The sequence below is a fragment of the Hymenobacter psoromatis genome, assembly GCF_020012125.1.
Classification (GTDB): Bacteria; Bacteroidota; Bacteroidia; order Cytophagales; family Hymenobacteraceae; genus Hymenobacter; species Hymenobacter psoromatis.
This window is the reverse complement of sequence record NZ_JAIFAG010000001.1, coordinates 3,207,904-3,231,603: the sequence shown is the minus strand read 5'-3', so window position 1 is coordinate 3,231,603 and position 23,700 is coordinate 3,207,904. Positions and strand designations below refer to the sequence as shown.

Sequence of the window (23,700 nt, the reverse complement as noted above, 5' to 3'; positions counted from 1 at the left end):
CCCGGCAATTTCTGACGCAAAACGACGGGCTAAAGTCTGCCCTACCCTTTTTCGGTAAGCTGAAGCTTGCCGCACCTTTTTACCCCGCGCGCTGGCTCGAAAAAGCTTGGGCCGGCGCGGCCAGCAGCCGTTTGGTAGCCGGCCATACTTCCCCGAAGAGCGCCGAGCGGCGGTAAGCGTCGAGCGCCGTGTCATCGTCCCAGTAGCTGTAGGTGCAGTAGATGTGGGGCTGGTCGGCATCCCGCCACAGCTCCAGATGGCGGCAGCCAGGCTGTTGCCGGATGTGGCTTTCGGAAGCCCGAAACAACGCCAGAAAATCACTAACCCGCTCGGGGTGAAGAGTAAGACGAACCAGGCGGATGAGCACGACAATAGTAGGGGGTAGGGCGGGCCAACGAAAGGGCCAAAAATAAACCCGGGATTAATCTTGCCCGGAGGCAGGCGCAAAAAATTGCTTATAACCCCCTTTTATTTCCCTAATTATGCGCTCCGATTCTCCTACCCTCTGGCTGACCGCCCCGGCCCTAACTGCCCTCTCGCTGCTCGCCGCGCGCAGCAACGACCCCAGAGAGACTGCCACTGACAACACGGCCGGCGTAGTGCCCAGCCAGGCTGCCGCCGCCGACAGTAGTGCCGTCACCGTGGATTCAACCCGTCAGTAAGCTCTTGGTCTGCGATTTAGGATATCTATGTCTTACAATAGCCAAGGCATAAACCAGGAACCAGGAATTTGGAAGAACCAGAAATCCCAGAGAACTTAAAAACTACCCCACAAACCGCACATCCACTTGCGAGTCAAAATACAGACCTAATAATTCGCTGGCGTGACCCTGGTTGATGGCCACGCACAAGCTGCCCTGGGGGTTAAAAGTGCACACGATTTCGCCGGGTGGGGCGGCCGCGAAGTGGGGCCGCAGCTCGCGCACTACCTCGCGGCCAAAGTGCACGGTGGCCGCCCGGCCCCGGCCCACCGCCTCCACCGCCTCGCGCGTGATATTGGTAATGAGGTTGCCGTAGTGGTCTACGTGCGCCACGTGGCCCGTAATGCGGTTGTCTTGCAGGCGCAATTGCCGATTGGTGAGCAGGTACAGTTCCGTAGTGGCGGGGCCCAGGCTGGCCAGGGGCTGACCCAGGGCCAATCCCACCGCCGCCGGGGCCAGAATATCGCGCGTGGGGTTGAGGGCGGCGGGTAGCGACGGGCCGGAAACCGGGGGGGGTAGGGCTGGGGCCGCGAGCCGCACCAGCTGGGCGGGCACGCCGTCGCAGAGCAGGGGTAGCAGGCCGTTGTCGGCGGCCACGAAGTAGTGGCCCTCAAACTCGGCCGCGTGCCAGGCGGGCGCGGCTACTGCCCCGGCGGCGCTCGCCCCATAGTCGCTCACCCCAATGAGGTGAGTAGTGCCCACCGGAAAATCCCGAAACACGGCCCGGAGAACGTGCACGGCGTGGGCGATGTTATAGGGCTCTACGTCGTGGCTGAGGTCCAGCACCGGTAGGGTAGGGGCCAGGTGCAGCAAACGGGCCCGCAGCGCGGCCACGTAGTGGTCGCGGTAGCCAAAATCCGTAAGCAGCGTCAGTACCCCCATGCCCGCGAGTTGTCAGGTTTTTCGTAGTATTGTTGAGCGGCTGGCCAGCCGGCCGGTGCGGCCGCAAAAGTAGTCCGCTTTTGAAAGCCCGGCCGGGCTTCTCCCTAAAAATGATGCCAGCAGCCCGGCCGGGAAGCTGGCCGGAATCTTCTCTTTTTTCTCTCTCCTTTCCCCAGCCTTCCTCGCTTGGTCGAAAAAGTCATCACCCTCGAAAATGTGTCCCTGGTCGATTTCCTGGGGGCCGATAACCAGAATATCCGCCGCATCGCGGCCGCTTTTCCCGGCTCCAAATTGGTGTCCAGGGGCAATGAAATCAAAATTCAGGGGCCGGCCGAGGTTATTGCGCGGGTCAATGACATCCTCAGCTCGTTGCTGGAGCACTACCACCAGTACGGCCTCATCACGGACCGCGACGTGAACCAGTACCTTTCCGCCACCTCCGAGGAGGCCGAGGGCCGGGTGCTGGCCGCCTCGCCCGATGTGATTTTATTCGGGGCCAAGGGCGGCATTATTAAGGCCAAAACGCCCAACCAGCAGAAGCTGGTGGACACGGTGATGAAGCACGACCTGACCTTTACGCTGGGCCCCGCCGGCACGGGCAAAACCTACATTTCGGTGGCGCTGGCCGTGCGCGCCCTTAAAAATAAGGAAGTTAAGAAAATTATTATCTCGCGCCCCGTGGTGGAGGCCGGCGAAAGCCTGGGCTTCCTGCCCGGCGATATGAAGGAGAAGGTAGACCCCTACCTGCGCCCGATTTACGATGCCCTGGAGGACATGATTCCGGCCGAAAAGCTGAAATTTTACCAGGAAAATAAGATTATCGAAATCGCCCCGCTGGCCTACATGCGCGGCCGAACGCTGAACAATGCCTTCGTGCTCTTGGACGAGGCCCAGAACACCACGCCCTCGCAGATTAAGATGTTTCTGACCCGCATGGGCCCCTCGGCGAAGGTGATGGTGAACGGCGACCGCAGCCAGATTGACCTGCCTACCCGCCAGAAGTCGGGCCTGATGCAGGCGCTGGATATTCTGCGCGATATCCCCGGCATTGGCTACGTGGAGATGACCGCCGAAGACATCGTGCGCCACCGCCTGGTCAAAGACATCGTGCAAGCCTACGACAAGTTCGACGTGGCCGAGCAGCGCCGCGAGGCCGAGTTCCAGCGCCGCCGCCGCGAGGGTAATGACCGCCCTAACGGCCACGACCGCCCCCGCGCCCCTGAAGCGGAGGAAATGGACGAGCTACCCGTCAACCACGAGCAAGCGCTGTGAGATTCAGTTGAGAGTTAAGAGTTAAAAAAGAACGTCATGCTGACGCAAGGAAGCATCTCTACTGCGTAAGTAACCTCAACCTTTAGGATTACTTATGTGGTAGAGATGCTTCCCGTCGTCAGCATGACGTTCTTTGCGAATCACTAACCGACTTCTTGATGGAAAACAGCTCCGCTGTCGTTAATCCGTGGCTCGCATTGCCCACGCAGCCCCCTATGTGTTGCCTGAAGACGAGGCCAGCCTGGATGTGTATAGCAAAGCAGCTAACCCCAGCGACACGGCCTATCACTTGGACCTGCCACCGCTGCCATTTCAGGGACGAGCCGATGCGCCCATTGTGCTGCTGGGGTTGAATCCGGGCTATTCGGAAGCGAACGACGAAATCTGGCACAAGACACCGGAGTTTCTAGAAATCAACCAGCGTAACTACCGCCACGACTCCACGGCGGAGTACCCACTGTTTTTTCTGGACCCGAACATCGAGGGTGGCAGCCTCAACGGTGGGCAAAACTGGTGGCACCGGCGGTTGAAGCCGCTACGGAAGGCGGGCTACGATGACAAACTGCTGGCGCGGGCCTTTCTGAGCGTGCAATACGTGCCCTACCGCTCCAAATCTTACAAACACAACCGAAAAGCGCTGGAATCGCAGAAGTATGGGTTCGACTTGGTGCGGCAAGCGGTGAAGCGGGGAGCGTTAATTATAGGATTACGGTCCGCGAAATTGTGGAAAGAAGCCGTTAAGGAATTAGAGGGCTATGAGCGATTCTGCCAGCTTACTAACCCTCGCTACCCGGTGCTCAGCGAGAAACAGCTTGGAGCCGAGAAATACAAGGAGTTGCTGGATGAATTAAATAAGCTTCGCTAGGCAAGTGCGCTATAATTGCCGCCAGGTTCCCAGGCAGCGATTATAGCGCACTTCCCTCTACATCCCAGCCCCATCGCCGGGCTGAAACAGCCGCCGCTCGGCGTAAAACGCCCCGAACGGCAGCACCGACAGCACTAGGCCCAGCCCGAGCTTGCCCGCCGACCAGCGCCGCTCGATGGTGTTTTGGATGAGCAGTAGCACGTAGGCCACAAAAAGCACCCCGTGGATAAGCCCAACCACGCGCACCGCCGCCGGCTCGTGCGCCAGATACTTGAGCGGCATGGCCACGCCCAGTAACAGCAGTAGCGACGCGCCTTCCAGAATACTAATGGCCCGCAGCCGGGCCAGGGGCGTTACCAAGAACTTAAGCATAGCGAATTAAGGAGAGTTATAAAACGAAATGAGGGGCAAAGGTCGCCCCGAACCTCGGATGCGCCCTACCCCGTGGTGATTGGCCGAACGCGTCCCGCGCCGGATATTTGCGCGCTACTGCCCAGCCTACTCCCGCCCACCATGCTTACCGTTCATCAAATCACCGACCTGCGCGACCTCGACGTGGCCTTTACCATCCGCGAAAAAGTATTCGTGGGAGAGCAAAACGTGCCCGCCGAGGCTGAGTACGATGCTCACGACCGCGCTGCTACCACCCGTCACTATCTGGCCCAGGTAGATGGCCAGCCCGCCGGCGCTGCCCGCTGGCGGCCCACCTCAACCGGCGTGAAGCTGGAGCGCTTCGCCGTGCTGCCCGCCTTTCGCAACCAGGGCGTGGGCGAGGCCTTGGTGCAGCAGGTGCTTGCTGATGTGCAAGCCCAGGCCCCCGACGCGGCCCAGGTGTACCTGCACGCCCAACTGCGCGCCATTCCGCTTTACGAGCGCATGGGGTTTCGGAAGGTGGGGGAGATGTTTGAAGAGTGCGACATCCAGCACTATGAGATGGTGCGGGGGTAGGGATGGGATTTAGGTTGGGAGTCGTATATATGTAGAAAAATTTGACTGTTCAACCTATGCTCGCCTGGTCCTCCGCCCCCTTGCTGCGCGTGGCGCTGGCCTTCATCGCGGGCGTGGCGGGCTACCTGTACCTAGGCCAGGAATGGGCGGAGAGCGCCGCGCCCTGGGCGGCCGGGCTGGTGCTGGCTTACGTAATAGGTTGGTTTATCGGCCAGCGCGGCAGCAGCCCGGCGGCTACCGATGCGGTAGGCATCCTGGGTCTGCTGGCGGTGGCGGCAGTCGGTTTCGCCCGCGGTCAGGCCGCCACCAAAAGCCGCCGGCCCGACCACATCGGGCCTTTAGCTTCGCGCATTGAGTTTTACCGCGCCACCGTGGACGAGGCCCCCGTGGTGCGGGCCAAAACCTTCGCCACGACCCTGCGGGTGCAGGCCGTGCGGGTGGCCGGGCGCTGGCGTGCCGCCAGCGGCGGCATCCGCGTGAGCCTACCCCGCCACGAAACTACCGACTCGGTACCGGCCCCCCGTTATGGCGAAGTCTGGCTGGTGCAGGGCCGCCCCGAACTCAGCAAAGGCCCCGCCAACCTGGGCGAATTCGACTACCGGCGCTACTTGCAGACGCACCAGGTTTACCACTCGCAGTTCGTACACCAGGACCAATATAAAGTGCTGGGCTACTCACCTTTGAGCTTGCCAATGGCTATCAGCCAGCGGGCAGCGGCGGTGCTCGACGGCGTGCTACGGCGCTACGTGCCCAGCCTGCGCGAGTACGCGCTGGGCACGGCGCTGGTGCTGGGCTTCCGGGATGATATTGACCAGGAAACCAAGCAGGCTTATGCCAACACCGGCACCACGCACATCATGGCCGTGAGCGGCTTGCAGGTGGGGCTGCTGTTTGCGGCGCTGCGGTGGCTACTGGCGCGGCTGCCGCTGGGCGGGGGGGTAGGGCGGCGGCGCTTGCTCACGGCCGGGCTGGGGCTGGCCCTCATCTGGAGCTACGCTTTTTTGACGGGCCTCTCGGCCTCGGTGCTGCGGGCCACGGTCATGTTCACGTTCGTGATAATCGGCCAGGCCTGGGAGCGGCAAAGCAGCCTCATCAACACGCTGAGCGCGGCGGCTTTCTGCCTACTAATTTGGAATCCCTACCTGCTCTGCGACGTGGGCTTTCAGCTTTCCTTCCTGGCCGTGCTGAGTATCGTGTACCTGCAGCCGCGCATCAGCCGCTGGCTCGACCCGCGCAATGCCGTGCTCGACCGCCTGCGCGGCTGGCAGCCGCCGCTGGTGCAGCGCGGCTACCGCGCCCTGGCCGCGTTCGCCGATACGGCCTGGCAGCTCACGGCCCTCTCGCTGGCCGCGCAGGTGGCCACGTTTCCGCTGGGGCTTTATTATTTTCATCAATTTCCGCTCAACTTCCTGCTGTCCAACCTCATCGCGGTGCCCATTTCGAGCCTGGCCGTGTACGTGGGGGTAGGGCTGTTGCTGGCGAAAGGGCTGGTGGCGCTGCCGGCGTTGGCCCTACCCCCCGCCGCTGGCGCGGTGCTCGACTGGCTACCCCGCGGCATCGGCTGGGTGTTTGAAAAGCTGATTTGGCTCTTCAATGAATATATTTTTCTGATTGGCCGCGTGCTGCCGGGCGCGGTGGTGGGCGGCGTGCATCTCAGCCAGGTCCAGACGCTGCTCGTCTTCCTGATTATTGGCGCGGGGTGCGTGTTTCTGGCGTCGCGGCGGCTGGCCTGGGCAGGCTGGTGCGTGGCGCTGCTGGCCCTCTACGGCGGCAGCCGGGTGGCCGAAGCGCGGGCCGGGGACCCGCGCCGCGAGTTTGTGGTGTACAGCATTCCGCGCCGCTCGGTGGTGGGTTTCTGGCAAGGGGCCGCGCCCGAATTCGTCACCGCCGATTCCCTACCCCTCTCCGAGACCGAGCGCACCTATCGCCTCAAGCCCAGCCTGATACTGCGGCGCGCCCGCCAGCCGCGCTACCGCGTGGGCTGGCGCGAAGCCACCGTGCCTGCCCGCCTCGTGGCCGCCCCCGATAGCGCCGAGCGCACCCGTCGCTACCCACCCGCGCCGGTGGTGCTGGCCCAGTGGCGCGGCCTACGCGTGGCCTTCGTGAGCGGTAGCCTGCGCCGGCTGGCCGCCGGCCCTACCCCCCCGCTAGCGGCCGATGTGGTAATACTGCGCCGCAACCCGCACCTCTATCCCGACGCGCTGGCCGCGCACTTCGGCTGCCGGGCGCGGGTCGTATTTGATTCTTCTTGTAAGCGCTGGTACGTGGCCCGCCAGGATTCGGCCCTGCGCGCTGCCGGCTTCCGCACCTGGGACGTGAACGAGCAGGGCGCGTTCACGTACGCGCTGCCGGCCGGGAGGTGAGTGGGGTAAGTGATGAGGGAGGAGCATGACCGTTCTTTTTAACCCTCAACTCTCAACTCATCACCCCCAACTCACGCCCGTCCCGCTAACTTGCGTCCTTCAACCCGCGCCAAGGCTTTTATCGTACTTGTCTTTATCATGACTGATTTATCTCCCGAACTCGATACGCTGCGCTTTCTGCAATACGAAGTGCAAGACCGCTTGGCCTATATCACCCTGAACCGCCCCTCTAAGCGCAATGCGCTTAGCGCCAATGTAGTGACCGAGCTGAAGCGGGCTTTTGAGCAGGCTGAGGCCGACGATAAAGTGAAGGTTATCATCCTGCGCGCCACCGGCGAAGTGTTCTGCGCCGGTGCCGACCTCAAATACCTGCAAGAGCTGCAAGACAATACGTACCAGGAAAACCTGGCCGACAGTACGCACCTCATGCAGTTGTTTCACCAGATTTATACCCTCAAGAAGCTGGTTATCGGGCAGGTGCAGGGCCACGCGCTGGCTGGCGGCTGCGGCCTGGCGGCGCTCTGCGACATCACTTTTGCCGTACCCGAGGCTAAGTTTGGCTACACCGAAGTCAAAATAGGCTTCCTGCCCGCCGTGGTGAGTGTGTTTCTGCTGCGCCGCATTGGGGAGGCCCGCACCAAGCAGCTGCTGCTGAGCGGCGATACCATTACGGCCCAGCAAGCCCTTGATTATGGGTTGATTACGTTCATCGCCGAGGCGGACCAGCTCGCCGATACCGTGCGCACTTACGCCCTGCGCCTGGCTCGCGAAAACTCGGGCCACAGCATCGAAATCACCAAGGAAATTCTGGCCCGCCTGCCCGAGCTGGCTCTCGAAGACGGCCTGCGCTACGCCGCCGAGCGCAACGCCGCCGCCCGCGCCTCCGCCGACTGCCGCCGCGGCATCGCGGCATTTTTGAACAAAGAAAAGCTGGATTGGTAATCATTCTACTTGCTTTCAAGTAGAACGTCATGCCCATCTTACGGCCACGCAGTGAAGCAGCTCGCTCGCGCCGATTAGCTTAGTGACCTAACGATTCGAGCAAGCTGCTTCACTGCGTGGCCGTAAGATGGGCATGACAAACGTTTTTTAGATGCATCCTGTCCTCGCCCTTGCCGTTACGCTCGCTACTTTCGCCTTCATGGAGTTCTGGGCGTGGTTTATGCATAAATACGTGCAGCACGGGGCGCTGTGGATACTGCACCGTTCGCACCACGTGCGGCCCAGCCCGCGCCCGTTTGAGCACAACGACTGGTTTTTTGTGATTTATGGAGCCATCTCGGCCGTGTTGTTCAGTACCGGCAACGGCGGGCAGCGTTGGTGGTTTTGGGTAGGGGTAGGGATTGCAGCCTACGGCACGGTCTATTTTTTTGTGCACGATGGCCTCATTCACGGCCGCCTACCCTTCTGGAAAAAGACGGACAACGTGTATCTGCGCGCCCTCAACATGGCCCACAAGATGCACCATAAAACTCAGGGCCGCGACCATTCCGAAGAGTTTGGCTTGCTATGGGTGTCGCCCAAATACCTGCGCCTGGCCCGCCAGCAGGCCGCTAAAAAGGGCAATTTAACCTGAACCTTAAATTGCTGGCAAACTATTTGAAGGGTTTTGGAATTGATATAACCAGGAAACGCAACCATAAGCTGCCGCTAAGCTATCTGCTATCTAACTACACGTTTCCCGCCACTGGCTTCGGCCGGGGCGGGAATTTTATCTATATCTTCCAAAAAACAAACTTGTGGCCCAGTACTCTATCAGCGATTTGGAGCAGCTTTCGAGGGTGAAAGCGCATACCATTCGCATTTGGGAGCAGCGCTACAACCTGCTGAGCCCCAGCCGCACCGCTACCAACATCCGCACTTACGGCGAGGCTGACCTGCGCCGCCTGCTCAACGTGGCGACGCTCTGCGCGCGTGGCCAGCGCATCTCGCAGGTAGTACGCATGAGCGAGGACGAGCGCCAGACCGCCGCCCTGGCCCTTTGCCACGAGGTAGAGCCTGCCGATGGCCCGCGCCTCAACGCGTTGCTCACCGCCGCCCTCGACCTCGACGAGCCGGCTCTGCACCGGCACTTCGACGAGGCCATTGGTGAGCTGGGCACCGAAGATACCCTGCTACGCCTGGGCTACCCCCTGCTTCAACGCCTGGGCGTCGGCTGGAAGGCGGGCTCGCTGAGCGTGGCCCAGGAACGCCTCGTGACTCAGCTGCTACGCCAGGAGTTGCTGGCCTCGGCCGATGCCCTACCCCTTATTCCCCTCAGCCAGGCCAACGCGACGCGCTGGCTACTGTTTTTGCCCGAGGGTGAGTGGCACGAGCTGGCACTGCTCTTTATGAATTATGCCCTGCGCGCCCGTGGCCGGCAGGTGCTCTACCTGGGCCCCAACCTACCGCTGGCCGATGTGGTAGCCGCCGCCGCCGCTTTCCGGCCTACGGTGCTGGCCACGGTATTTACTACCGCACCGGCCCGCGGGCAGGTGCAGCACCTCGCCGCCGAGTTGCGCGCCCGGTGCCCCGAGGCTTCCGTTATCCTGTTTGGGCCGCTGGCCGTGCAGGCGGCTGGCCTGCCCGAGGGCTGCCAGCCGCTGGCCTGCCTGCACGAGTTCCGGGATTTAATTCCGTTTGTAAATCAGCGGGTTGAAGCTCACGTAACAGAAAAATAACGGGAGGTTTAGTCCGACCGTCCTGGCCCTGCGTACTCAATGCTGCCCTCACCGGCAAGCTACCAAAGCAAACTGCCCAACCAAGAAAAAACCACGTGCCAGTGAGCCGGTTTTCCAGCCTGGGAGTTACCTTTGTTTAAGATTCTGCTACGAACCCTTCTACAATATGACTTCTCTGGAATTCACCTCCCAAGTGCAGAAAATATCTTCCTCGCTCCGCCCGGTGGCCATGAACCTCACCCGCGATGCGGATGACGCGAAGGACCTGGTGCAGGAAACGCTGCTGAAGGCGCTGCTCAACAAGGACAAGTTTAAAGCGGGTACTAACTTGAAGGCATGGTTGTACACCATCATGCGCAACACCTTCATTAACAACTACAACAAGATTACCAAGCGTAGCTCTAATATCGATTCAACGGAGTATTTTCAGTACTTTAATACCGATGAGAACTACATTACGCACAACGGCGCTACTACCGATTTTGTAGTGCGCGACATCAACGAGGCCATTGCTAGCCTGGGCACCGACTACCGCACGCCCTTCATGATGTACTATATCGGCTATAAGTATCTGGAAATCGCCGAGAAACTGCAAATTCCGATTGGCACCGTAAAAAACCGCATTCACATTGCTCGTAAGGACCTCAAGGCGGCCCTGAAAGTTTACGCGCCCGCTGGGGCCGACCGCCCTGGTACCGAGATAGAAGTGCTTGAAGATTAGTGCGCTAGTCTGATTTTAAACGCCCGGCGTTCCCAGTTTTGGAAACGCCGGGCGTTCTTGTTTCATCCAAGATTTACGATTCTACAGTAACGGGCGTACTCGTTGTTTCACAGGTCAGAAAGGAGGGGTAGGGCGCGCCGCGTAGCATACCCAAGCCAAAGGTGCGGCCTTACCGCGTTCGTAGACAATTCTATTTGTAAGGGCGCGGGACTTTAGGATTGGGTAATTATCATAATCAAAGCTTTATTAATCAAGAGTTTGGACGCAAATAAAAGGATGTTGCAGCGCCGGCTTTGCCGGGTGGGTAACGGGTACTGAGTGTTCCGCTACGAGCGGCGGGCCGAAACAAAAACCGGCGTGGCCTTGTAGCTAGCGGCAACTTACCTTTCTTCCTTGGCTGCTTCCCACCCTACCCCCTCCGCCGTTGTAATTGGTGCCGGCTTCGCGGGCCTTTCGGCCGCTACTACGCTGGCCCAGGCTGGCTGGCACGTAACGCTGCTGGAAAAGAATAGCGGACCCGGCGGCCGGGCGCGGGTGTTTGAGGCTCAGGGTTTTACCTTCGACATGGGCCCGAGCTGGTACTGGATGCCGGGCGTGTTTGAGCAGTACTTCGGGAAGTTTGGGAAAAAGGTGGCCGACTACTACGAGTTGTTGCGCCTCGACCCTTCGTACCAGGTTATTTTTGAAGGCGACGACGCGGTAGATATCCCGGCCAGCATGGCCGAGTTGCGGCAACTGTTTGAGAGCTTGGAGCCCGGCAGCGCAGTTCGACTTGATGAATTTCTGGCCCAGGCCAAGTATAAGTACGAGGTCGGCATCAACAAATTTGTGCACCTGCCCAGCCGCTCGGTGCTGGAGTTCGTGGATTGGGAAATTATCAGCGGGGCCGTGCGCCTCGACCTGCTGCAAAGCATGGCCAAGCACGCCCGTAAATTTTTTAAAAATCCCAAGCTGCTGAAGCTCATCGAGTTTCCGGTGCTTTTTCTGGGGGCTACCCCCGAGAATACGCCCGCCCTCTACTCGCTCATGAATTACGCCGACCTGGTCCTCGGCACCTGGTACCCCAAGGGCGGCATGCACCAGATAGTGCGCGGCATGGTGGCGCTGGCCCAAGAGCAGGGGGTAGGGCTGCACTACGACCAGGAAGTGCGCGAAATTGTGGTCGAGAACGGCCGTGCCACCGGCGTGCGCACCGCTACCGGCTTCTGGCCCGCCGATGCCGTGGTGGCCGGGGCCGACTACCACCACATGGAGCAGCAAGTGCTGGCGCCCGAGTACCGGCACTACTCGCCCGCTTACTGGGACTCGCGTACGATGGCCCCGTCGTCGCTGCTCTTCTACCTAGGCGTAGACCGCAAGCTGGACCGGCTGCGGCACCACAACCTGTTTTTTGACGAGGATTTCAGCCAGCACGCCCACGAGATTTACGAAGCGCCGCAGTGGCCCAGCCGGCCGCTGTTCTACGCCTCGGTGCCCAGCAAAACTGACCCCACGGTAGCTCCCGAAGGCCAGGAAAACTTGTTTCTGCTCGTGCCTGTGGCCCCCGACCTCGATGACCCCGAGGCTACCCGCGAAAAGTATTACAACCTGCTGATGGACCGGCTCGAAAAGCACTGCGGCCACGCTATTCGTGAGCACGTTATTTATAAACGTAGCTACGCTCACCGCGATTTTATAGCCGACTACCATTCCTTCAAAGGCAACGCCTATGGGCTGGCTAATACGCTGAAGCAAACGGCCATTCTTAAGCCCACGCTGAAAAGCAAAAAGGTTGGTAACTTGTATTTTACGGGCCAGCTTACCGTGCCGGGGCCGGGCGTGCCGCCCTCGCTCATCTCGGGTCAGGTGGTGGCCGGGGAAGTGCTCAAGGAAGTTAAAAAGTAAGTGCCAGTTGTCATTGCCGCGCTCCGCGTTGCTTTGCTCGTAATGACAGACGATTTTCGCCAAACAATGGACCACGAACAGCTTTTTACTGATACCAGCCTGGCGTGCGCGCAGCTCATCACGCGGCGCTATAGCACGTCGTTTTCGCTGGGCATTCGCACCCTGGATAAGGCGTTGCACCGGGCTATTTATGCCGTGTATGGCTTCGTGCGCTGGGCTGATGAAATAGTGGACACCTTTCATACGCAGGACAAGGCGGCGCTGCTGGCCGAGTTTGAGCGCGATACCTACGCCGCCATTGCGGCGGGCTTCAGCCTGAATCCGGTGTTGCACGCCTTTCAGTGGGCGGTGAATACGTATCAAATTGACCACGAATTCATTGATGCATTTTTGCGGAGCATGGAAATGGATTTAGAAGACCGCAACTACCGCCAGGAATTGTATGAGCAGTATATCTACGGCTCGGCCGAAGTAGTGGGGCTGATGTGCCTGCGCGTGTTTTGCCAGGGCCAGCCAGCCGAGTTTGAGCGCCTGAAAGCGCCAGCCCGGCGACTGGGCGCGGCCTTCCAGAAGGTGAATTTTCTGCGTGATATTCGCTCTGACTATGAGGAGCGGGGTAGGGTGTACTTTCCCGGCCTGCGCTACGAGCAGTTTGACGATGCGGCCAAGCAAGCGGTGGAGGCCGACATCCGGGCCGATTTTGAGGCTGCTTACGAGGGCATCCGGCAGCTGCCGCGGGCAGCGCGGCTGGGCGTGTACCTGGCGTATATCTACTACCTCAAGCTGTTTCACAAGCTGCGGCAAGCGCCGGCCCGGCAGGTGCTGGCCGAGCGTGTGCGCCTACCCGACAATACCAAGCTGCTGCTGCTGGCCGGCTCGTGGCTGCGCTACCGGCTGCGGGCGGTGTAGGGGGGTAGGGTGCTTCACCACAACATAGGCAGTCGTGCGGAAGTAATTGTCATGCAGACCGCAGGGAAGCACCTCGCCGCTTCATTGCACGATGGAGTTACTGCCCCAAGCGTCATGCTTCCCTTCGTTCGGCATTACGTTCTATTTATTCCTCGTTTATTGCTGCGCAACTACTTACCAGGTATCTTTACCGCTATGCGAAACGTGCTGTTTGCCTGGCTGTTACTACCGGGGCTGCTGGGCCGGCCGGCGGCATCCGCGCCATTGGCTAGCTCTATCCTTTCCTTTGCTTCTCATCCTATGCCCGATTTTTCGCCTGCTACCCTTCGCCGCCACTACGAGCACGCTGCCACCGGCAAGCCGGCCGGCGAGGAATTTTACAACCTGCTGCGCGACTATGCCGGGCAGGATGCGCTGGTGCTGGGTTACAAAGCTGCTTCTGAGGCCATTAAGGCCCGCGACGTATCTATGCTGAGTAAACTCACCTACGTGCAGCAGGCGGCCCACACCTTCGACCAGGCCGTGGGGCTCGACCCGCGCAATGCCGAAATCCGTTTTCTGCGCTTTTCTATCGAAAGTAACTTACCGGCCTTTCTGGGCCTGAGTCAGCACGTGGGCGAGGACAAAGCTTTTCTGCTGAATGCGGCGCTGCAACACCCCGGCTCAGGCCTGGATACCGAGGCATTTGAGACGGTGCGGGGCTTTCTGGTAGACCGCGGACACGTGAGCGCCGACGAGGCTCAGCGCTTGGCGCAGGTGAAAGAGTAGGCGCGGGCCGCCGGGCGTTCAAAATCTGGATTTTTACTACAACCTTGCGTCCCTATTTTCGGTTAGCTTCACGCTATGCAGTCTGGTTTGCACCTCAGCGTTCGTATTGACCCTAACTCGGGCTTCTGCTTCGGCGTTATCTACGCCATTCAGATGGCCGAAGACCTACTCGAAGAGCAGGGCTATCTATACTGCCTGGGCGATATCGTGCACAACGACGAAGAAGTGCAGCGCTTGGAGAAGAAAGGCTTACGCATCATCGACCACGAGCAATTTCAGCAGCTGCGCGACGAAGCGGTACTGATTCGGGCGCATGGCGAGCCGCCCAGTACCTACCAGCGGGCGATGGAAAATAACCTGACCCTGATTGATGCCAGCTGCCCGGTAGTGCTCAAGCTCCAGAACCGCATCAAGAGCAGCTTCGACCGGCGCGAAAAAATCTACATCTACGGTAAGCACGGCCATGCCGAGGTGCTAGGTTTGCTAGGCCAGACCAGCGGCGAGGCCGTGGTGTTTGAGAGCCTGGAAGAACTGCTGCACCACGAGCTGCCAACCAACATCACGCTGTATAGCCAGACGACCAAGAGTACCGATTCTTTCTACCGCATCAAGAATGAGCTGCTTGAGCGGGGCTACGCGGTGAATGCCAACGATACTATCTGCCGGCAGGTGAGTAACCGCGACGAGGCCCTGCGGCGCTTCGCGGCGCAGTTCGACCAGGTAGTATTCGTGTCAGGTACCAAAAGCTCCAATGGCAAAGTGCTCTACCAAGTATGTAAAGATACTAATGAGCATACGCATTTTGTGTCCAATACGGAGCAAATGTGCCCCAGCTGGTTCGCGCCCGGCCAGTCGGTAGGCATTTGTGGGGCCACCAGCACGCCCATGTGGCTGATGGAGCAAGTGCGCGACGCGCTGGAGCGTTTCTGATTATCGGCTGGCTACTTACTTTTCTCCGTACTTGGCGGCTTGCTGGCGGTAGTATTCCTGCAAGACGAAAAACGCCTTTTTCTTCTGACCAGTGTTGGAAATCAAGCCTTTGCGGTTGAAACCGTTCTGGTACACCGGGTGCTGGCGGCGGGCCGAGCGGAAGTCGGTGAGTATCCAGGGCGTGAGGCCGCGCAGACCCTTAATGTTGCCCAGCATCTTGAACTGGTTCACGTAGAGGGCAGCCTGATACTCCTCAGTCCAGCGGGTGTGCACATCGCCGTGGTAGCCGCCCAGCGCACTACCCCCCATCTCGCTGATAACGACTGGTTTGTTGTACTTAATATCGAAGCTGTACTTCGGGATGTCATCGAGCGAACCCATGTACCAGCCCGCGTATTCGTTGAAGCTGGTCAGGTCGAGGTACTCGCCCAGGGGGTCGTCTACGTGCAGCACGTTGCCCTCGGGGTGCAGCTCCAGGGCGGCGGCGAGGAGCCGGGTATCATCCAGCGAACGAGCTTTTTTCACCAGGTTGGTCATGAATTTTAGGCGCGGCTCGCTTAGTGGCGTCTCGTTGCCCACCGACCACACGATGATGCTGGCCCGGTTTTTCCCCATCGAAATGAGGTCCGTGAGTTGAGCTTCGGCGTTTTGGTAGGTGGCGGGGTTTTCCCAGGCAATGGTCCAGTACACCGGCACTTCGGCCCACACGAGCAAGCCCAGCTCGTCGGCCAGGCGCAGCATCAGCTCGTTGTGGGGGTAGTGGGCCAGGCGCACGTAGTTGCAGCCCAGCTCTTTAGCCCAGGTGAGCAACATGCGCAGGTCGCCCTCGCCGCGCGCCCGGCCGGGTATTAGCGGGTTTTCATCATGAATGCAAATGCCGCGCAAAAACGTGGATTTGCCGTTCAGCAAAATATCCTGGCCCCGCGTCTGGATAGTGCGAAAGCCGATTTTATCGTCTATTACATCGCCGCCGCTACTTAGGCTCACGGCGTAGCGCTTCGGGCTTTGCGGCGACCATAGCTGGAGCTTCTTGGCTGAAAAGCGGAAAGTAGCGCGCCCGGCGGTGTCAGTTTTCAGGGTTTGCCGGATGCCGGCTTCGGCAATGCTCAGCGTTATGGTTTGGCCGGCCCTACCCCCGCCGCTTAGCTGCACGTAGCCGGCCAGCGTAGTCGGCGAGTCTTTGGCCAGCTGCACTTCGTAGTCTTTGATGAACGTGCCGGGCGTTTCGGCCACGTACACGTCGCGGGTGAGGCCGCCGTAGTTCCACCAGTCGGTGTTAATGGTGGGCACGGCGTCGGCGTGGCGGGTATTATCGGCCTTTACCACCACAAAATTGTCGCCGCCGGGGCTTAGCTGGTCGGTTATCTCATACTGAAGGGGCGTGAAGCCGCCGCGGTGCATCCCCAGCTTTTTGCCGTTGAGGTACACGTGCGCCTCGTAGTTTACGGCCCCGAAATACAGAAAATACCGCTTGCCCGGCTGGGGCTTCAGCGTAAAATTCTTCTGGTACCAGATGGTGCCTTCATAATACAAGAGCTTAGCATCCTGCGAGTTCCAGTCGGCCGGCACCTGCAAGGTGGACGACTTCTCGAAGCTGTACTCCAGTAGTTTCGTTTCCTGAGGCGCGTCGGGCTGCCGGTTGTCGTAGTAGCCGCCCTGGCCCGAGGGCGACTGGTCGAACGCCTGCCGCCGGTAGTCGTAAAAGCCGTTTTCGTAGGGGTCGATGATATAGTGCCAATCACCGTTGAGGCTGAGCACGCGGCGAGCGGCGGCGTGCTGCATCAGGCCCGACTGGGCGTGCAAAGCGGTGCCACTCAGCCACAAACAAACGAAAAACAGTACGGACCACGGGCGGGCCGGGCCGGCCGGGAGGGGTAGGGGCATGAGCGGGTGGAAAAGGGTGCGCGGGGCAAACGTAGCCACTGGCCGCCGCGCCGCAAAATTTCAACTAAACTGAATCTTTCAATCGACAAATCAGCTTGTGGAGTGTTGTTTGCCCAGCTACCCAACAAGCGCTCCTCGTTCGTTATGCCCAACCAGTCCGCTCCGGTTCTCATCGCTCCTGCTGCCCGCGTGGCTCCCGCGCCGCTGGCCGGCCGGGGGGTAGCGGCGGCGGTGCTTATCCTGGCGAGCTGGGGCGGGCTGCTGGCTTTCCTGCTGGCCGGCTACCGGCCCGACTGGCACTCGCCCGCGCCCTACCTGCTGGTGCTGCTTCAAACGCACTTATACACGGGCCTGTTCATCACGGCGCACGATGCCATGCACGGCGTGGTGAGTCCCCATAAGCGCCTGAATAACGCCCTTGGCACCATCTGCGCGCTGCTGTTTGCCTACAACTGGTTTCCGAACCAAATAGCCAAGCACCACGCCCACCACCGCTACGTGGGCACCCAGGACGACCCCGATTTTCACCCCACCGACCACCCCGGCTTCCTGCCCTGGCTGCTGCGCTTCGCCTGGAACTACGTAACCTGGTGGCAGGTGCTGGCGATGGCCGCCACGTATAACGTGCTCAAAATCTGGTTTCCGCAGACCAATGTTATCGCTTTCTGGATGGTGCCGGCCATTTTGGCGACGCTGCAATTATTCTTCTTCGGCACCTACCTGCCCCACCGCGGCGAGCACGAAGAAGACAACCAGCATAAGTCGCGCAGCCAGCTGCGGCACCACGTCTGGGCCTTCGTGAGCTGCTATTTTTTTGGCTATCACTACGAGCACCACGACCAGCCCTACCTGCCCTGGTGGCGCTTGTGGCGGGCTAAGTAATCAGTTAAGAGTTAAGAGTTAAAATCGGTTGTCCTTGCTTGATGCGCAACATGCTCGCAAGGACAACCGATTTTAACTCTTAACTCTTAACTCAACAAGTCCCTCCCAGCGCGTGGCGCGCCAGGTTTCCTGCTCCTCTTCGCTGAGGAAAGTCCAGGCTACGAAGCGGCTTTTCTTCTGGCCCTGCGCCATTTCAATGGTGCGGACCTGCACCGCCTCGGCTTGTTGCAGGAAGTAGTAGATGCTGGGCAGCGTCGTTTTTTTGGAAATGAGCGTGGTAAACCAGTAGCAACTACGGGCGAATTGCCGGCTCTCGGCCACGAGTTGGCGCACGAAGCCTTCTTCGCCGCCGGGGTACCATAGCTCGTTGTTTTGGCCGCCGAAGTTGCGCAGGGGGGTAGGGCGGCGGGCGTGGCCCAGGTTGGCCACTTTGCGCTGGGTGCTGGCCGCCGCCTCGGCCGCCGAGGCGTGAAAGGGCGGGTTGCAGATAGTGGCGTCGAATACCTCGCCGGGATTAATGATGTTCGTGAGCACGTGCGCCGGGTCGGGTTGCAGGCGGCAGTCGATGGTGCCGGCCAGGCCGGGGTTGGTGGCCACAATATTCTTGGCGGCGCGCAGGGCCACGGCATCGGTATCGGCCCCCACGAAGCGCCAGCCGTACTCGCGATGCCCGATGATGGGATAGATGCAGTTGGCCCCCACGCCGATATCGAGCACCCGCACGGCCCTACCCCCCGGAATAATTCCAAGGTTACTATCGGCCAGTAAATCAGCCAGGTAATGCACGTAGTCGGCCCGGCCCGGAATGGGCGGGCACAGGTAGCCGGCCGGGATATCCCAGTGCGCCACGCCGTAGAAGTGCCGCAGCAGCGCCTGGTTCAGCGCCTTCACGGCGGCCGGGTCGGCAAAATCGAGGGTCGCCTCCGCCTGGTTGCCTGGCACGAATGCGGCCAGCGCGGGGCTGCTGCGCACGAGCTGGGCAAAATCGTAGCGGTCGCGGTGGCGGCTACGCGGGTGCAGCTGGTCTTTGCCGGCCGGCGGGGGGGTAGGGGGGCGCTTCATCATTCAAAATAACAAGAAAGCAGGCCACCCAACCGGGTAGCCTGCTTCAAGAGGCCATAAAGCCGGAAATAGCTAGCCGCGAAATCGACGGCGTTAAGTTAGTCTTGGTGCGTGCTGGCCGTTTTCTTGCAGCACTCGGGCAGGCGGTCGTAGGCGCGGGCATCGGCGGTAGTTTGGTCGGCATCGTAGCCGGTTTTTTGCACGGCGGCGCGCAGGGCCTCGGGCGTAGTTTTAGCGGGGTTGTAGGTGACGGTCAGCACCTTGCTGGGTACGTCGAGGGTAGCAGCCTGCACGCCTTTTTCGTAGGCCATACTTTTTTCAAGGCGGTTTTTGCACATGTCGCACACGGCCGAGGTCTTGAACTGCACCGTCTTGGTGCCTTTCTGAGCGGTGGCAGTGGCAGTAGTGGCAGCCACGGGGGCAGTTTGGGCCAGGGCGGCAGCACTGGTGCCCAGCAGCGTGAGCAAAGAAAATGCGAGAGCTTTCATGAGATTAAAAAGAAATTGGGTGAAAAATAAGTGCCGGTTCTAAGAAAGAACCTGTAGAGGCGCGACCCTTCGCGTCTCTCGGCGTTGAATAATTGTTCGGGTGGGGAGAAACGCGAAGGGTCGCGTCTCTACAAATAAGCTACTATCAATCAATATGGTAGCGCACGCCCACGTAGGTGAGGCGGCCATACACCGGCCCCCACACCATGGCCGCGTCGAAGCCCGGCGAGAAGGGGGTAGCGGCATCCTGAATAGGATTGGGCTGGCGAAAGTTGGTCAGGTTCTCAACGCCCGCGTAGATTTCCGTGCGCTTGAAGGCGCGGGTCAGCTGGGCGGTGAGGGTGGCGAAGCGGGGCGCGTAGGCGAGGCCGGCCGTGCCGGTACCGTGCACGTGGCCGCCGCCTACCCCATCTTCGGGCAGGTGGGCCAGCGGGCGGCTGCCATACCACTGCCCCGTGAGGTCGGCGCGCCACTTATCGAAGGGCGTGGCGTAGCCCAGGTTCACGAACGCGCGGTTTTGGGGCACCAGGGGCTTGGGCAGCAGCTGGCCGTCGTAGGTGCTGCGCACGTCGAGGTACTTATAGGCCACCTTCACTTGCAGGCCCTTAGCGGGCTCGGCTTGTACCTCCAACTGGGCGCTGTGGGCGAAGGAGCGCGCGCCCGGCTGGAGGTTATCGAGAATAATATATTCGGGAGCCGTATACATGTCGGCCACTAGCTGGTTTTTGAAAATGGTGCTGTAATAATCTGCCACCAGCGTAGCCGGCCGGCCCAGCAGCTGGAAGTACTGCGTGAGCGAGCCGCCCAGGTTCCAGGCCACCTCGGGCCGGATATTCGGGCCGATGTAGTACTGCCGGGCGCTGGCCAGCATGGCCGCGTTGTCGGCAATGGGGTTGGGCACCCGGAAGCCCCGGCCGGCCGACAGGCGCAACGAAGTAGCCGGCCGCAGGTCGTACTTGAGGTTGAAGCGCGGGGTCACCTGCCAGCCGTAGAGGTTGTGGTAGTCGGTGCGCAGGCCCAGCACGGCCGTTAGGTTGCGGGTATTGTTGTAGGTGTATTCGGCAAAAGCGCCCGGCACGCGCTCGGTGCGCAGGCGCAGCTCGCGGGCATCAATAGTCGCCTGGGTATCCGTGGTATACACGCGGTGGTCGCTGAGGCGCTCGCGGTAGTCATCGTATAAAAAGCTCAGGCCGGCGCGGTACCCGTGCCGGGTATCGCCAATGATGCTCTGGAACAACAGCGTCGCCTGGCCGGTATTCTGGTGGCCGTCGTAGGTGCGCGGGCCGCTGTCCTGGCGGTACGAGTAGGCCGACGTAAAGTCGTGGCTGGTCGCATTCGCCAGCAAACCCAGGCTCTGGAAAGGCCGGCCCGGCCAGGTGTAGGAGGTGCGCGCCTGCGCCGAGTAGCGGTGAGTGGTTTGCGTGGTGCCGTAGGCCGCCACGTAGGCGTTGGGCGCGTCTTTATCGAAGCCCAGCTGCCCGCCCTGGCGGTTTTCCACGATGGCCCCCACCCCCAGCTCGGCCACCAGGCCGTGGCCGCTGAGGTATTTTACCTTGTCGTAAATATTAACCTGGGTGGCCAGCGGCAGGTCCAGGAAGCCGTCGTGGTTACGGTCGGCGCGGTGGCCCAGGTGGTCATAGTGCAGCAGCAGCTCATTGCTCCACTGCTTGGTGAAGCGTTGCGAGGCCACGGCGTTGAGGTCAAATTTGCCCAGGTCGTTCACGTAGGCGTTCAGCAGCAGCGCGTCGGTTTTGTCGGGCTCCTTCAGCTGCACGTTCACCTGGCCCGAAATACCCTCGTAGCCATTCACCACCGAGCCGGTACCCTTGATAATATCAATGCTGCCAATCCAGGGGCCAGCCAGGTAGCCCAGGCGGTAGGGGGCGGCCAGCCCGCGCAGGGCCGGCTGGTTGTCCACAGTCAGCAGCGAATACGCCCCGTCCAGACCCAGCAACTGAATCTGCTTGGCCCCACTCACGGCGTCCGAAGTGCTGACTTCCACGGCGGCGTTGGTTTCGAAGCTCTCGGCCAGGTTGCAGCAGGCCGATTTGGTGAGGTCGCGGGCGCTGATGGTCTGCATACTGCCCACCGATTTGGCCGAGTACGCCTGGCGGTGGGCCGTCACGGTCACTTCGCCCAGCGTGGTGCCGTCGCCGCGCAACGTCACGCGCAGGTAGGGGGCAGTGGTAGTAGTAGGCACGGCCACGGTATCGGCCCGGTAGCCCAGACCGCTCACGATGACGCGGTGGCTGACCTGCGCCGGAAACGGCAGCACGAAGCTGCCCGCCCCGTCGGTGGCCGTGGTGGGCCCCGCGCCGGCTGGCAGCAGCCAGCGCACCACCGCGCCCGGCAGCGGCCCGTGGGCATCGCGCACCTCGCCGCGCACGGCCGCTCCGCTCTGGGCCCGGCCCGGCAGCGGCAGCCCGCCGAGGGTCAATAACAAGAAAAGAAAGCGCGGATTTGGTCCGCTCACACGGTTCATATCGTCAGGTAGTTAGCTTTTTCTGAAATACAAAAACCCGGCCCGGCCCTTTAGCCAAGTCGGTATTCAGAAAAAACTAGACGACGAGCGTGCAGTACCGCGCCAGCAGCACGCGGCCCGCCCGCGGCGCGCCGGGCGGCGACGAATTAGCCGCCGTGCCCACGGCCACGCTGGCCGCTAGCGGCGCAGCCGAAGCCAACCCAACCCAAACGGGCGCGGGCACCAAAGCCGGGGGTAGGGCCGCCGGGGGCGTGGGCAGCCAGTGCGCCGCGCTGCCGGCGTTGGCCTGGGCATCGAGCTTGTGCAGCACGTGGCTGATGTCACAGCAGCCGCTGGGCCGGTGCTTGGCCCGCGCCGATTGCTGGCGGCCGCAGCCATCCGCCTCGGGTAGCGCCCGGCCCGGCAGGCTCAGCGCCACCGTGCTGCGCCCACTGATGCGGCAGCGGTGCCGCTCGGCCGTGAGGCCCACCGACGTAGCCAGCACCAACAGCGCCAATAAGACGCTGAGCAAGCGGTGGCTAACGGGATGAGGGCGGTGTAGCATGGCCGGGTAAAGGTACGCCCGGCCGGGTAGGGTAAGGGTGTAAGCTGCCGGCTTTAGAGGTATAGAATTCGGGCTGGCTGATATAGAGACGCGACCCTTCGCGTCTCTACATCGTCAGCCGCACGCTGAAGGCTGTGCGGCCATTTGCCCCCATTTCGAGCCGGAAGGCGAAGCCGTGCGCCCTTAAAATATCGCGCACCAGCAGCAGACCAATGCCTTGCCCGTCGCGCTTGGTGCTGAAAAAGGGCGTGAACAGCCGCTGGCTGACGGCCGGTGTGAGCGGCGTGCCATTGTTCTCCAGCGTGAGGGTAGGGGGCGCGGCGGTGGTGCGTACCCACACGTTGCCGCCGCCCGGCCCAATGGCTTCGAGCGCGTTCTTGGTCACGTTGAGCAGCGCCTGGGTTAGCTGCTGCGAATCGGCCACGATGGGCAGCGGGCCCTCGCTGGCCAGCTCCCAGTGCCAGGCCACGCCCTGGGTCGCACTCTGGGCGGCCAGCAGGTGGCCGAGGTCGCGCAGCAGCTGGTGCAGGTCGAGGGGGTGCGGGGCGGGGGGCGGCAGGCGCACCAGCCGGGCGTAGCCGGCCACGAAATCGGCCAGCTGCGTGTTGCGCGCCATGCTCACCTCCAGGGCCTGGGTAAAGTCGGGCTGGTCGGTGGCCGCCAGCTGCGGCGCGTAGTGCCGGAAGCTGCCCAGCAGTGAATTCACCGCCCCGATGGAGTTGTTGACCTCGTGCGCCATCAGCCGGATGAGCTGCTCGTAGGCCTGCTTTTCCTGAGCTAAAATCTCCTGCGTTAGCTCTTCCAGCACCACGAAGCGCCGCTGAAAGCCCCGGTCGAGGAAGTGCGCCGCCGCCGCCCGGTAGGTGTGGCCGGTGGGCAGGCGCAGCGTGGCGGGCTCGCCGGCCGCCAGCGTGGCCAGCGTTGGGCCCCAGGGAGGGGGTAGGGCCGCCACCGGCTGCCCGCGCAACGCGGCGGCCGGCTGGCCAAATGCGCGCGCCGCGGCCGCATTGGCACTGGTAATATTCCCGTCAAAATCGAGCAGCAGAATGCCCGCCGGCGACGCCCCAATGAGGCGTTCCAGCAGCACACTCTGCTCGTGCTGCCCAATGCGCTCCTGCCGCAGCGCGTCGAGCATCTGATTATATACCCCAATGAGCCGGTCCAGCTCGGGCTGGCCCACCGGTACGAATTTCAAATTAAAATCCTGGGCCGCCAGCGCCGCCGTACCCGCCTCAATGAGCCGCACCGGCTGCACCAACCCCCGGTAGAACCGCCACGTGAGCACGGCGCTGGCCAAAATAGTCGCTTCGCAGGCCACGAATAAGGCCGGATTGCTCAGGCGCACCTGCGCCGCCAGCGCCACCAGCACGGTGTAGAGGGGTAGGAGGAAGAGCAGGAGCCGAAGGCGCATGAATAGTAGCGCGGACTTTGTAGTCCGCGCCTGAACGATGGACG

The 23,700-nt window shown here is 61.4% G+C and carries 23 protein-coding genes; 14 read left to right on the top strand and 9 right to left on the bottom strand.

What is annotated here, in order from left to right; translation table 11 throughout:
- Positions 1-79: 79 nt before the first annotated feature.
- On the bottom strand, positions 80-367 hold the full coding sequence (locus tag LC531_RS14075; RefSeq protein ID WP_223651239.1) for a putative quinol monooxygenase: 288 nt from the start codon (positions 365-367) through the stop codon (positions 80-82).
- A 115-nt stretch (positions 368-482) separates the two neighbouring features.
- Between LC531_RS14075 and LC531_RS14070 the strand changes: the two genes are divergently transcribed.
- The gene (locus tag LC531_RS14070; protein ID WP_223651237.1) at positions 483-662 is read left to right on the top strand and encodes a hypothetical protein; all 180 of its coding nucleotides are present in this window, start codon (positions 483-485) and stop codon (positions 660-662) included.
- Positions 663-764: 102 nt separating this feature from the next.
- On the opposite strand, the gene LC531_RS14065 is transcribed toward LC531_RS14070, so the two are convergent.
- Positions 765-1,583 carry an SAM hydrolase/SAM-dependent halogenase family protein gene (locus LC531_RS14065; protein ID WP_223651235.1) on the bottom strand — a complete coding sequence of 273 codons (819 nt, stop codon included), beginning with the start codon at positions 1,581-1,583 and terminating at the stop codon, positions 765-767.
- Between the two features lie 186 nt (positions 1,584-1,769).
- On the opposite strand from LC531_RS14065, the gene LC531_RS14060 reads away from it, so the two are divergent.
- Both LC531_RS14060 and LC531_RS14055 read left to right on the top strand, forming a co-directional pair.
- A complete protein-coding gene (locus LC531_RS14060) occupies positions 1,770-2,855 on the top strand; it encodes a PhoH family protein (protein WP_223651233.1) in 1,086 nt (361 codons plus the stop codon).
- A 187-nt stretch (positions 2,856-3,042) separates the two neighbouring features.
- Positions 3,043-3,720, top strand: a complete 678-nt coding sequence (locus LC531_RS14055) for a hypothetical protein (protein WP_223651231.1) — start codon at positions 3,043-3,045, stop codon at positions 3,718-3,720.
- A gap of 57 nt (positions 3,721-3,777) precedes the next feature.
- Here LC531_RS14055 and LC531_RS14050 read toward each other — a convergent pair whose 3' ends face one another.
- Positions 3,778-4,092 (bottom strand): DUF3817 domain-containing protein, encoded by a 315-nt coding sequence (locus tag LC531_RS14050; RefSeq protein WP_223651229.1) that lies wholly within the window; start codon positions 4,090-4,092, stop codon positions 3,778-3,780.
- A 141-nt stretch (positions 4,093-4,233) separates the two neighbouring features.
- Between LC531_RS14050 and LC531_RS14045 the strand changes: the two genes are divergently transcribed.
- From LC531_RS14045 to LC531_RS14000, 10 genes are all read left to right on the top strand, one after another.
- On the top strand, positions 4,234-4,668 hold the full coding sequence (locus LC531_RS14045; protein ID WP_223651227.1) for a GNAT family N-acetyltransferase: 435 nt from the start codon (positions 4,234-4,236) through the stop codon (positions 4,666-4,668).
- Between the two features lie 56 nt (positions 4,669-4,724).
- Entirely contained in the window at positions 4,725-7,031 is a 2,307-nt protein-coding gene (locus LC531_RS14040) for a ComEC/Rec2 family competence protein (RefSeq protein WP_223651225.1), read from the top strand.
- A gap of 138 nt (positions 7,032-7,169) precedes the next feature.
- Complete coding sequence (locus LC531_RS14035) at positions 7,170-7,973, top strand: enoyl-CoA hydratase/isomerase family protein (RefSeq protein WP_223651223.1); 804 nt, start codon at positions 7,170-7,172, stop codon at positions 7,971-7,973.
- Positions 7,974-8,124: 151 nt separating this feature from the next.
- A complete protein-coding gene (locus LC531_RS14030; RefSeq protein WP_223651221.1) occupies positions 8,125-8,607 on the top strand; it encodes a sterol desaturase family protein in 483 nt (160 codons plus the stop codon).
- A gap of 163 nt (positions 8,608-8,770) precedes the next feature.
- Positions 8,771-9,691 carry a MerR family transcriptional regulator gene (locus LC531_RS14025; RefSeq protein ID WP_223651219.1) on the top strand — a complete coding sequence of 307 codons (921 nt, stop codon included), beginning with the start codon at positions 8,771-8,773 and terminating at the stop codon, positions 9,689-9,691.
- 166 nt (positions 9,692-9,857) lie between these two features.
- The gene (locus LC531_RS14020) at positions 9,858-10,412 is read left to right on the top strand and encodes an RNA polymerase sigma factor (RefSeq protein ID WP_223651217.1); all 555 of its coding nucleotides are present in this window, start codon (positions 9,858-9,860) and stop codon (positions 10,410-10,412) included.
- A gap of 393 nt (positions 10,413-10,805) precedes the next feature.
- Entirely contained in the window at positions 10,806-12,296 is a 1,491-nt protein-coding gene (locus LC531_RS14015) for a phytoene desaturase family protein (RefSeq protein ID WP_223651215.1), read from the top strand.
- A 42-nt stretch (positions 12,297-12,338) separates the two neighbouring features.
- Positions 12,339-13,205 carry a phytoene/squalene synthase family protein gene (locus LC531_RS14010; protein ID WP_223651213.1) on the top strand — a complete coding sequence of 289 codons (867 nt, stop codon included), beginning with the start codon at positions 12,339-12,341 and terminating at the stop codon, positions 13,203-13,205.
- 300 nt (positions 13,206-13,505) lie between these two features.
- Entirely contained in the window at positions 13,506-13,973 is a 468-nt protein-coding gene (locus LC531_RS14005; protein WP_223651212.1) for a hypothetical protein, read from the top strand.
- A 75-nt stretch (positions 13,974-14,048) separates the two neighbouring features.
- On the top strand, positions 14,049-14,903 hold the full coding sequence (locus tag LC531_RS14000; protein WP_223651210.1) for a 4-hydroxy-3-methylbut-2-enyl diphosphate reductase: 855 nt from the start codon (positions 14,049-14,051) through the stop codon (positions 14,901-14,903).
- 15 nt (positions 14,904-14,918) lie between these two features.
- On the opposite strand, the gene LC531_RS13995 is transcribed toward LC531_RS14000, so the two are convergent.
- A complete protein-coding gene (locus LC531_RS13995; RefSeq protein WP_223651208.1) occupies positions 14,919-16,787 on the bottom strand; it encodes a glycoside hydrolase family 2 protein in 1,869 nt (622 codons plus the stop codon).
- A 144-nt stretch (positions 16,788-16,931) separates the two neighbouring features.
- On the opposite strand from LC531_RS13995, the gene LC531_RS13990 reads away from it, so the two are divergent.
- The gene (locus tag LC531_RS13990; RefSeq protein ID WP_223651205.1) at positions 16,932-17,669 is read left to right on the top strand and encodes a fatty acid desaturase; all 738 of its coding nucleotides are present in this window, start codon (positions 16,932-16,934) and stop codon (positions 17,667-17,669) included.
- Between the two features lie 72 nt (positions 17,670-17,741).
- Here the strand turns inward: LC531_RS13990 and rlmF are convergent, their stop codons facing one another.
- The 5 genes from rlmF to LC531_RS13965 form a co-directional block, all read right to left on the bottom strand.
- Positions 17,742-18,734 (bottom strand): 23S rRNA (adenine(1618)-N(6))-methyltransferase RlmF, encoded by a 993-nt coding sequence (gene rlmF, locus LC531_RS13985; protein ID WP_223651204.1) that lies wholly within the window; start codon positions 18,732-18,734, stop codon positions 17,742-17,744.
- Between the two features lie 95 nt (positions 18,735-18,829).
- Positions 18,830-19,219 carry a heavy-metal-associated domain-containing protein gene (locus tag LC531_RS13980; RefSeq protein WP_223651202.1) on the bottom strand — a complete coding sequence of 130 codons (390 nt, stop codon included), beginning with the start codon at positions 19,217-19,219 and terminating at the stop codon, positions 18,830-18,832.
- Positions 19,220-19,364: 145 nt separating this feature from the next.
- Complete coding sequence (locus LC531_RS13975; RefSeq protein WP_223651200.1) at positions 19,365-21,662, bottom strand: TonB-dependent receptor; 2,298 nt, start codon at positions 21,660-21,662, stop codon at positions 19,365-19,367.
- 115 nt (positions 21,663-21,777) lie between these two features.
- The gene (locus tag LC531_RS13970; protein ID WP_223651198.1) at positions 21,778-22,245 is read right to left on the bottom strand and encodes an HYC_CC_PP family protein; all 468 of its coding nucleotides are present in this window, start codon (positions 22,243-22,245) and stop codon (positions 21,778-21,780) included.
- Positions 22,246-22,351: 106 nt separating this feature from the next.
- Positions 22,352-23,656, bottom strand: a complete 1,305-nt coding sequence (locus LC531_RS13965; protein ID WP_223651196.1) for a sensor histidine kinase — start codon at positions 23,654-23,656, stop codon at positions 22,352-22,354.
- Positions 23,657-23,700 lie beyond the last annotated feature (44 nt).